At 61.2% G+C, this 9,057-nt stretch carries 7 protein-coding genes and 1 tRNA gene; 3 read left to right on the top strand and 5 right to left on the bottom strand.

What is annotated here, in order from left to right; all coding sequences use genetic code 11:
* A partial coding sequence (locus tag MN188_RS14860) for a hypothetical protein (protein ID WP_242110001.1) occupies window positions 1-347 on the top strand: 347 nt, incomplete at its 5' end.
* 581 nt (window positions 348-928) lie between these two features.
* On the opposite strand, the gene MN188_RS14855 is transcribed toward MN188_RS14860, so the two are convergent.
* Both MN188_RS14855 and MN188_RS14850 read right to left on the bottom strand, forming a co-directional pair.
* Window positions 929-1,004, bottom strand: a tRNA-Ala gene (locus tag MN188_RS14855).
* A gap of 103 nt (window positions 1,005-1,107) precedes the next feature.
* Window positions 1,108-1,434 carry a TIGR02300 family protein gene (locus tag MN188_RS14850; protein WP_242110000.1) on the bottom strand — a complete coding sequence of 109 codons (327 nt, stop codon included), beginning with the start codon at window positions 1,432-1,434 and terminating at the stop codon, window positions 1,108-1,110.
* A gap of 130 nt (window positions 1,435-1,564) precedes the next feature.
* On the opposite strand from MN188_RS14850, the gene MN188_RS14845 reads away from it, so the two are divergent.
* Entirely contained in the window at window positions 1,565-2,269 is a 705-nt protein-coding gene (locus tag MN188_RS14845) for a M48 family metallopeptidase (protein ID WP_242109999.1), read from the top strand.
* 32 nt (window positions 2,270-2,301) lie between these two features.
* Window positions 2,302-2,955: a GntR family transcriptional regulator gene (locus tag MN188_RS14840; RefSeq protein WP_242109998.1), complete on the top strand. Its 654-nt coding sequence runs from the start codon at window positions 2,302-2,304 to the stop codon at window positions 2,953-2,955.
* A gap of 119 nt (window positions 2,956-3,074) precedes the next feature.
* Here MN188_RS14840 and lpdA read toward each other — a convergent pair whose 3' ends face one another.
* The 3 genes from lpdA to MN188_RS14825 all read right to left on the bottom strand — a co-directional run bounded on the left by lpdA (window position 3,075) and on the right by MN188_RS14825 (window position 9,023).
* The gene (gene lpdA / locus MN188_RS14835) at window positions 3,075-4,460 is read right to left on the bottom strand and encodes a dihydrolipoyl dehydrogenase (RefSeq protein ID WP_242109997.1); all 1,386 of its coding nucleotides are present in this window, start codon (window positions 4,458-4,460) and stop codon (window positions 3,075-3,077) included.
* A 106-nt stretch (window positions 4,461-4,566) separates the two neighbouring features.
* Window positions 4,567-6,051, bottom strand: coding sequence for a 2-oxoglutarate dehydrogenase complex dihydrolipoyllysine-residue succinyltransferase (odhB, locus tag MN188_RS14830; RefSeq protein ID WP_242109996.1), 1,485 nt, complete (start codon window positions 6,049-6,051; stop codon window positions 4,567-4,569).
* Window positions 6,048-9,023, bottom strand: coding sequence for a 2-oxoglutarate dehydrogenase E1 component (locus tag MN188_RS14825; RefSeq protein ID WP_242109994.1), 2,976 nt, complete (start codon window positions 9,021-9,023; stop codon window positions 6,048-6,050). The genes odhB and MN188_RS14825 overlap by 4 nt, the downstream gene beginning before the upstream one ends.
* Window positions 9,024-9,057: the final 34 nt, after the last annotated feature.

Genomic DNA, 9,057 nt, shown 5'->3' with positions numbered 1-9,057 from the left:
TGCAGTTGTTTGTTCATCGAAATAAACCAAACCGCCCACATATCTCTTCAGATATCATCAATGTCAAAGAACGTGGATCCACGGCCGAAACCAAAGACCCGAGACAAAATCTACCGGAAGCGCCGCATCTCTTTGGCGCAACCCGCGTCAGTTACCTCAAGTTTTTCTTCTCCGCCGCGCAGTCTTTCAACCCGTCTGGCGTCCCGTCGTGCGCCTCAGCGCCGCCGGTGAAGGGGTGTTTAGGCCTCCCTGCTGCGAGTCGCAAGCGCTTTTTTTGCAAAAATTCAGTTTTTTTTGAGACGGGCGAAAATCCGCCCTGCCCGGCCCCCTGGGCATGTCACGCATAAGATCGCGTCGAGTCATTCCAAACTAACGTTGAGAGGGCAGCGTTCAGCGAAACCCGCTGGAAAACCGGAGATCTCCATGCCCAAATCCAAATCAGTGCGCCGTACACTTTGCGGCCTAACGTTTCTAATATTGGCCCGGCGTTTCTGACCTGCCTGACTCTCAAGATCGTACTGAGACTGTTCGACCTCAGGAACGAGCTGAACAATTCCAGTCTGGACCGCATGCAGGTCACCCGGCGTTTGGAGACTCGACGACCCCGATCAAGGATCTGTTTCTCCAGGAGTGGCGCGCGAAGAAAGATTCTCTGACGCGGCAGAATGAGAAAATCCCGTCGCGTCACGCAGCTATCGTCACAAACTTGCTGGGCGAAATCCGGCGGCTTGAGGTGGGCGCGCGAAGCTGTATCGGACGTTTACGCGTTGGCCGAGTCGATTTTCGCTGCCCTCAAGGATCGTGTGCAACAGCAACGAAAGAACCCAAACCGGCCGGGTGAAAGGTTCGAGGAAATCAAACAATTCGACGAAAATGCCGGTAAAGACATCCCTTTAAAGAACTTCCAACCTGGACCTGAAGGGGGGGGTGGTGGAGCCTAGCGGGATCGAACCGCTGACCTCCTGCATGCCATGCAGGCGCTCTCCCAGCTGAGCTAAGGCCCCAAACCTTGGGCGACGTTTCCGTCTGCCCGGGCTATCTAGGCGAAGGCGCGGGGGGGTTCAAGTGAAAACCCCGCGCCTTCGCCGCTTTTTTCAGATCGGGCTTTCAGCCCTCATCGTCTTCGGCGGCGACGTCAGCGATTTCGTCCAGCGAAACCTCGTCTTCGTCATCGTCCTCAAGGACATCATCGCCCAAATCGACATCTTTCGAATCGTCGTCGTCTTCCAGAACGGCATCTGCGTCATCCGTCAGATCGTCTTTCATCGACGCCTTGTCGGCCTTGTCGGCAACCATGGTGCGCGCACCTTTTCCTGTTTCCAGGTTCACCACCTCGCCCGTATAGGGGCTGACGATGGGATTGGCGTTCAGGTCGTAAAAGCGTTTTCCGGTGGTCGGGCAGACCCGTTTGACGCCCCATTCATCCTTGGGCATGACAAGCCCCTTTCCGTCGTCTGTTTCTCGTGCGAAATCTGTCGCCAAGTGCCATAGCTCGCGCAGCGTGTCAAAGGCTTTCGGCAGGATGTGTTAAGAGCCAGTGCGCAGACGCGACAAAGGGGCTGAAATGAAACAGGCTGAGACGGTGTATCTTCCCGGCGACCCGCCGATCGCGCTTTTGCTGAAACCGTCCGCTCGGGCGCGGCGCCTGTCGCTCAGGGTGTCGCAACTTGATGGCCGGGTCACGCTGACCCTGCCACGCGGGGCGTCGCGACGCGAGGCGATGGTCTTCGCGCAGGACAAGGCGGACTGGATTCGCAGCCACCTAGCTGGGCGGCTCGATGCCATTCGTCCCCTTCCCGGCGGCAGCGTTCTGTTCGAGGGGCGTGATCATGCGTTGGTTCCCGGGCCCGTCAGATCCGCGCGTCTGGGCGAAGGCGTCATCCACCTGCCCGTCACCGCGCCTGACAAGACCGGGGCGCGTCTGACCGCCTTGTTCAAACACGAAGCGCGCCAGCGGCTTCAGGCGGCGTCCGAGCGATACGCGAAAGCCGTCGGACGCGACTTCACCCGCCTGACCCTGCGCGACACGCGGTCGCGATGGGGGTCGTGTTCGTCGCGGGGCGGGCTGATGTATTCTTGGCGCCTGGTCATGGCGCCGCCCGAGGTGCTGGACTATGTCGCCGCGCACGAGGTGGCGCATCTGGTCGAGATGAACCATTCCGCCGCCTACTGGGCCGTTGTGGCCGATATCTGCCCACAATATGAAGCACCGCGCCGCTGGTTGAAAGACAATGGGGCCAGGCTACATCGTTATCGGTTCCGTGATTGACGGCGTGGGATTTTGTGATCACATTGCAGTTTATGCAAACACACGCAAAACAGCCCGCAGACGCCACCGGTTCCGCCCATGAACAGGTCTATCGTGCCTTGCGTGCACGGATCATGCATGGGGACATTGACCCCGGTCAGGCGCTGACTCTAAGGGGCATTGGCAAGGAATTTGGCGTGTCGATGACCCCCGCCCGCGAAGCGGTGCGGCGCCTAGCCGCCGAGGGCGCGCTGACCTTGTCGTCGTCTGGCCGGGTCACGGCCCCCGACCTGGCCGCGGATCGGATTGAGGAACTTGCCGCTGTGCGCGCCTTGTTAGAGCCGGAACTGGCCGCGCGTGCCCTGCCCCGTGCCCATATCGCCCTGATTGATCGCCTTCGTTCGATCAACGCGCGCGTTTCCGAGTTCGTGGCGAAACAAGACGCGGTCGGGTATCTGCGCACGAACCTTGAGTTTCACCGCACGCTGTATCTGCGCGCGCAGGCCCCGGCGATGCTGGCGATGGCTGAAACCGTCTGGTTGCAACTGGGTCCGACGATGCGGTCACTTTACGAAGGTCGCAATCGGACCGACCTACAAAAACATCACCGGATGATCCTGGCGGCCTTGGCAGCCGGGGATGAACCAGCGCTCCGACTGGCCGTGCGCACGGATGTGACGCAGGGGTTGAAAATGCTGGTCGCCTGATCCGAGTCGGGCTGCCACTGCGCGGCGTTTTGTGCCTTCGACGAGGATACTTTCGGAAAAGTGAAAAGGGCGCCGGGTGTTTATGCCCGACGCCCCTTATTTTTGTTCGAATCGTCCTACTAGGAGTGGATCGGGCCGTCGCCACAGGCAAGGGCCGCCTCACGCACCGCTTCCGAGAAGGTCGGGTGGGCGTGGCAGGTGCGGGCCAGATCTTCGGCCGAGCCGCCAAACTCCATCAGAACGCAGGCTTCGTGGATCAACTCACCGGCCGCTGGGCCCATCAGGTGAACGCCCAACACGCGGTCGGTGGCCTTGTCGGCCAGAATCTTGACGAACCCGTCGCCCATGAACACGGCCTTGGCGCGGCCATTGCCCATGAAGCTGAACTTGCCAACCTTGTAGGCGACGCCGGCCGCCTTCAGCTCTTCTTCGGTCTTGCCGACCGAAGCAACCTCGGGCGAAGTGTAGATCACGCCGGGGATCACGTCATAGTTCACGTGACCGGCCTGACCGGCGATGCTTTCCGCCACAGCCATGCCTTCGTCTTCGGCCTTGTGGGCCAGCATCGGGCCTTCGACCACGTCGCCGATCGCCCAGATGCCCGGCACCGAGGTTTTCCAGTGATCCGTCGCGATCTGCCCGCGGTCGGTCATTTTCACGCCAACTGCGTCCAGCCCCAGGCCATCAACGAAGGGACGGCGACCGGTGGCGACCAGCACCACGTCGGCGTCAATCGTCGCCTCGCTGTCGTCCTTGCGCAGCTTGTAGATGACTTTGGCCTTGGTCTTGGTCTTGTCGACCTTCTGGACCGCGGCCCCCATGATGAAGTTCATGCCTTGTTTTTTCAGGGTGCGCTGGAACACTTTCTGGATCTCGCCATCCATGCCCGGCGTCACGACATCAAGGAATTCGACCACGGTGACCTCGGTGCCCAGACGGGCATAGACCGAGCCCATTTCCAGCCCGATCACACCGGCGCCGATCACCACCATCTTTTTCGGGATTTTCGGCAAGCTCAGCGCGCCGGTCGAGGTCACGACGATCTTTTCGTCCACCTCGACGCCCGGCAGGCTGGAGGCCTCGGACCCGGAGGCGACCACGATGTGCTTTGCGTTGTGCACCTCGTCACCGACCTTGACCTGACCCGCCGCGGGGATCGATCCCCAGCCTTTCAGCCAGTCGACCTTGTTTTTCTTGAACAGGAACTCGATGCCCTTGGTGTTGCCTTCGATGACCTCGTCCTTATAGGCGATCATCTGCTTCCAATCGACCGATTGGGTTTTGCCCTTCAGGCCCATCTTGGCGAAATTGTGCTGTGCTTCGTGCAGCGAATGCGAGGCATGCAAGAGCGCCTTCGACGGGATGCAGCCCACGTTCAGGCAGGTGCCGCCCAGGGTGTCACGCCCTTCGACACAGGCGGTTTTCAGGCCCAGCTGGGCGCAGCGGATGGCGCAGACATAGCCCCCGGGGCCGCCGCCAATGATGATTACGTCATAATCTGCCATTTTTTCTCACTCCTCTCAGCCCCGATCGCACGTCCGGGGTGGCGCGACGCGCGCGCCTGTCTATTCGAAAGCGGGGTCCGCCTTGGCGGACCCCGAAACATCTGGCTTACAGGTCCATCAGCAGGCGGCGCGGATCCTCCAGCGCTTCTTTCACCCGCACCAGGAAGGTCACGGCGCCTTTGCCATCCACGATCCGGTGGTCATAGGACAGCGCCAGATACATCATCGGGCGGATCACAACCTGGCCGTTGATTGCCATCGGGCGGTCCTGGATCTTGTGCATGCCCAGGATACCGGATTGCGGCGGGTTCAGGATCGGCGAAGACATTAGCGAGCCGTAGACACCGCCGTTCGAGATGGTGAAGGTGCCACCCTGCATTTCGTCCATCGACAGTTTGCCGTCACGGGCGCGGCGGCCCTTTTCGGCGATCGCCTTTTCGATACCGGCAAAGGACATGCTGTCGGCATCGCGAATGACCGGAACGACCAGGCCCGTGGGCGTGCCCGCGGCGACCCCCATGTGCACGAAGTTCTTGTACACAATGTCGGTGCCGTCGATTTCTGCGTTGACCTCGGGAACCTCTTTCAGCGCATGACAGCAGGCCTTGGTGAAGAAGGACATGAAACCCAGGCGCACGCCGTGCTTCTTCTCGAACTGATCCTTGTACTGGTTGCGCAGGGCCATGACCTCGGTCATGTCGACCTCGTTATAGGTGGTCAGCATCGCGGCGGTGTTCTGGCTGTCCTTCAGGCGGCGCGCGATGGTCTGGCGCAGACGGGTCATCTTGACCCGCTCCTCGCGGGACGCGTCGTCGGCGCTGACCGGTGCACGCGGTGCGGCGGCAGGTGCTGCAGCAGCGGGCTTGGGTGCTGCCAGGGCGGCGGCGACATCGTGTTTCATCACACGGCCATCACGGCCCGAGCCTTGCACGTCAGCGGGGTTCAACCCAGCCTCGGCCATTGCCTTCTTGGCGGACGGGGCGTCTTCGACGTCCTTGCCTGCGGTTGCGGCAGCAGCAGGCGCGGCGGCGGCCGGCGCAGGCGCGGCAACAGCGGCACCCCCGGACGACAGAACCGCCAGCTTGGCCGTGGCGTCCACCGTGGTGCCTTCCGGGGCCACGATTTCGGTCAGCACACCGGCCGCAGGGGCGGGCACTTCGACCGAGACTTTGTCGGTTTCCAGCTCACACAGCATTTCGTCCTGCGCCACGGCTTCGCCCACCTGTTTGAACCAGGTCGACACGGTCGCCTCGCTCACACTTTCGCCCAGGGCGGGCACCATCACGTCGACGGACGCGCCGGATTGGGCTGCGGGGGCGGGATCAGCCGCCGCAGGCGCTGGGGCCGCGCCCGCGCCTTCGCCAAGGGTGGCCAGCAGGGCATCAACACCCACCGTTTCGCCTTCGGCGGCAACGATTTCACCCAGCACGCCAGCGGCCGGGGACGGCACTTCGACCGTCACCTTGTCGGTTTCCAGTTCGCACAGCATTTCATCTACTGCCACTGAGTCACCCGGTTTCTTGAACCAGGTGGCCACGGTCGCTTCCGTTACGCTTTCGCCCAGCGTCGGGACCCGTACTTCGATGCTCATGCGTCTTTTCCTTCGATGTTCAGCGCGTCGTTCACCAGCGCCTCTTGTTGTGCTTTGTGCGCTTTCGCCAGACCCGTGGCCGGAGAGGCCGAGGCCGGACGACCGGCATAAATGGGACGGGAGGCTTTCGCGTCGATCCGCGACAGCACCCATTCGATATTCGGTTCCATAAAGAACCAGGCGCCCTGGTTCTTGGGCTCTTCCTGACACCAGACGATGTCGGCATTCGGGAAGCGTTCCAATTCCTTCACCAGGCTCAGCGCCGGGAAGGGATAGAATTGTTCGACCCGCATCAGATAGACGTCGTCGACCCCGCGCGCATCACGTTCTTCCAGCAGGTCGTAATAGACCTTGCCCGAACACATCACCACGCGTTTGATCTTCTTGTCATCCGCCAGTTTCGTGTCGGAATTGCCGTATTGCGCGTCATCCCACAGGACCCGGTGGAAGCTGGAGCCGGTGGTGAATTCTTCGGCCTTCGACACGGCCATCTTGTGGCGCAAAAGCGATTTCGGCGTCATCAGGATCAGCGGCTTGCGGTAGCTTCGGTGCAGCTGTCGGCGCAGGATGTGGAAATAGTTCGCCGGCGTGGTGCAATTGGCCACGATCCAGTTGTCACCACCACACATCTGCAAGAACCGCTCCAGACGGGCCGAGCTGTGCTCAGGCCCCTGCCCTTCGAAGCCATGCGGCAGAAGAACGGTCAGGCCGGACATGCGCAGCCACTTGCTTTCACCCGACGAGATGAACTGATCAAACATGATCTGCGCGCCGTTGGCAAAGTCGCCAAACTGCGCCTCCCACAAGGTCAGCGCGTTGGGTTCGGCCAGCGAGTAGCCGTATTCGAAGCCCAGAACCGCGTATTCCGACAGCATCGAGTCGATGACGTCATAATGCGCCTGACCCTCGCGGATGTTGTTCAGCGGATAGTAACGCTCTTCTGTTTCCTGGTTGATGAACCCGGAATGACGCTGGCTGAACGTGCCGCGCGTGGCGTCCTGACCCGACAGGCGAACCGGAAATCCTTCGGTCAACAACGACCCAAAGGCCAGCGCTTCGCCGGTGGCCCAGTCAAAGCCTTCGCCGCTGTCGAACATCGCCCTCTTGGCGTCCAGCAAACGTCCAACGGTCTTGTGTAGCGGAAAACCTTCGGGCGCGCGCGCCAGGGCATTGCCAATTTGGGCGAATGTCTCGGTCGGAATGGCGGTTTCGCCGCGCTGGTAATCTTCGCCCTGACGATCCAGATGCGACCAGCGCCCGTCCAGCCAATCGGCCTTGTTGGGTTTGTAATCCTTGCCGGCCTCGAATTCCTCATTCAGATGCGCCTGGAACGCGGTCTTCATGTCGTCGATCTCGCCCTCAGGGATCAGACCATCCTTGACCAAACGCTCGGTATAAAGCTGAAGCGTCGTCTTGTGGGTCTTGATTTTCTTGTACATGACCGGGTTGGTGAACATGGGCTCATCGCCCTCGTTGTGCCCAAAACGGCGGTAGCAGAAGATGTCGATGACCACGTCCTTGTGGAACTTCTGACGGAACTCGGTCGCCACACGCGCGGCGTGCACAACGGCCTCGGGATCGTCGCCGTTCACGTGGAAGATCGGCGCTTCGACCATCAGCGCAATATCCGTAGGATACGGGCTGGAGCGCGAGAAGTGCGGCGCGGTGGTAAACCCGATCTGGTTGTTCACGATGATATGCATTGTGCCGCCGGTCTTGTGACCGATCAGGCCAGACAGGCCGAAGCCCTCGGCCACGACACCCTGACCCGCAAAGGCCGCGTCCCCGTGCAGCAGGATCGGCAGAACCTGGTCACGATCCGTATCGCCCAGCTGTTCCTGCTTGGCGCGCACTTTGCCCAGAACCACGGGGTTCACGGCCTCAAGGTGCGACGGGTTCGCGGTCAGCGACAGGTGCACTTTGTTCTGATCGAACTCACGGTCAGACGAAGCACCCAGGTGGTATTTCACATCGCCCGAGCCATCCACGTCCTCAGGCTTGAAGCTGCCACCCTGGAATTCGTTGAAAATGGCGCGATACGGTTTTGCCATCACGTTGGCCAACACACTCAGACGGCCCCGGTGTGGCATGCCGATAACGATTTCCTTCAGGCCCAGCGCGCCGCCACGTTTGATCACCTGCTCCATCGCCGGGATCAGGCTTTCGCCACCATCCAGCCCGAACCGCTTGGTGCCCATGTATTTCACATGCAGGAACTTTTCGAAGCCCTCGGCCTCGACCAGCTTGTTCAGGATCGCCTTGCGGCCCTCACGGGTGAACTGGATCTCCTTGCCGAAGCCCTCGATCCGTTCTTTCAGCCACCCGGCTTCTTCCGGGTTCGAAATGTGCATGTATTGCAGCGCGAAGGTGCCGCAATAGGTGCGCTTCACGATGTCCACGATCTGCCGCATCGAGGCCAGTTGCAGCCCCAGCACGTTGTCGATGAAAATCGGGCGATCCATGTCGGCTTCGGTGAAGCCATAGGACGCCGGGTCCAGCTCGGGATGCAGCGTTTCATCACGCATGCCCAGCGGGTCCAGATCAGCAACCAAGTGGCCACGAATACGGTAAGCGCGGATGATCATCAGCGCCCGGATGCTGTCCAGCACAGCGCGCTTGATCTGGTCGTCAGAAACCTTGACGCCTTTTTCTTCGGCCTTGGCGGCAATCTTCTTGCCGGCCGATTTGACCTCTGCCTCGGCGGGCGCTTCGGGCCAGGCCCCGTCCAGCGTGTGCACCCGGTCACCCGTGGGCATCTGCGGCCAGTCGCTGCGCGCCCAGGACGGCCCGGCCGCCTCGGCCTTCACATCCAGATCGTCGTCGCCCAATTCGGCAAAAAAGGCCTGCCAGGCCTCATCGACCGCATTCGGGTCATTCGCATATTGCGCATACAGCTGTTCCAGATACTCGGCATTGTGGCCTTGCATGAAGCTGGAGGCGTGGAACACGTCGTTCGGGCTTTGGTCGTTCATGGCGTCACCTGAAAAGGTTGGAAAACGCGCGCCC

It is taken from the genome of Aliiroseovarius subalbicans (assembly GCF_022678625.1).
GTDB lineage: Bacteria > Pseudomonadota > Alphaproteobacteria > Rhodobacterales > Rhodobacteraceae > Aliiroseovarius_A > Aliiroseovarius_A subalbicans.
This window is presented reverse-complemented; position numbering and strand designations above follow the sequence as displayed.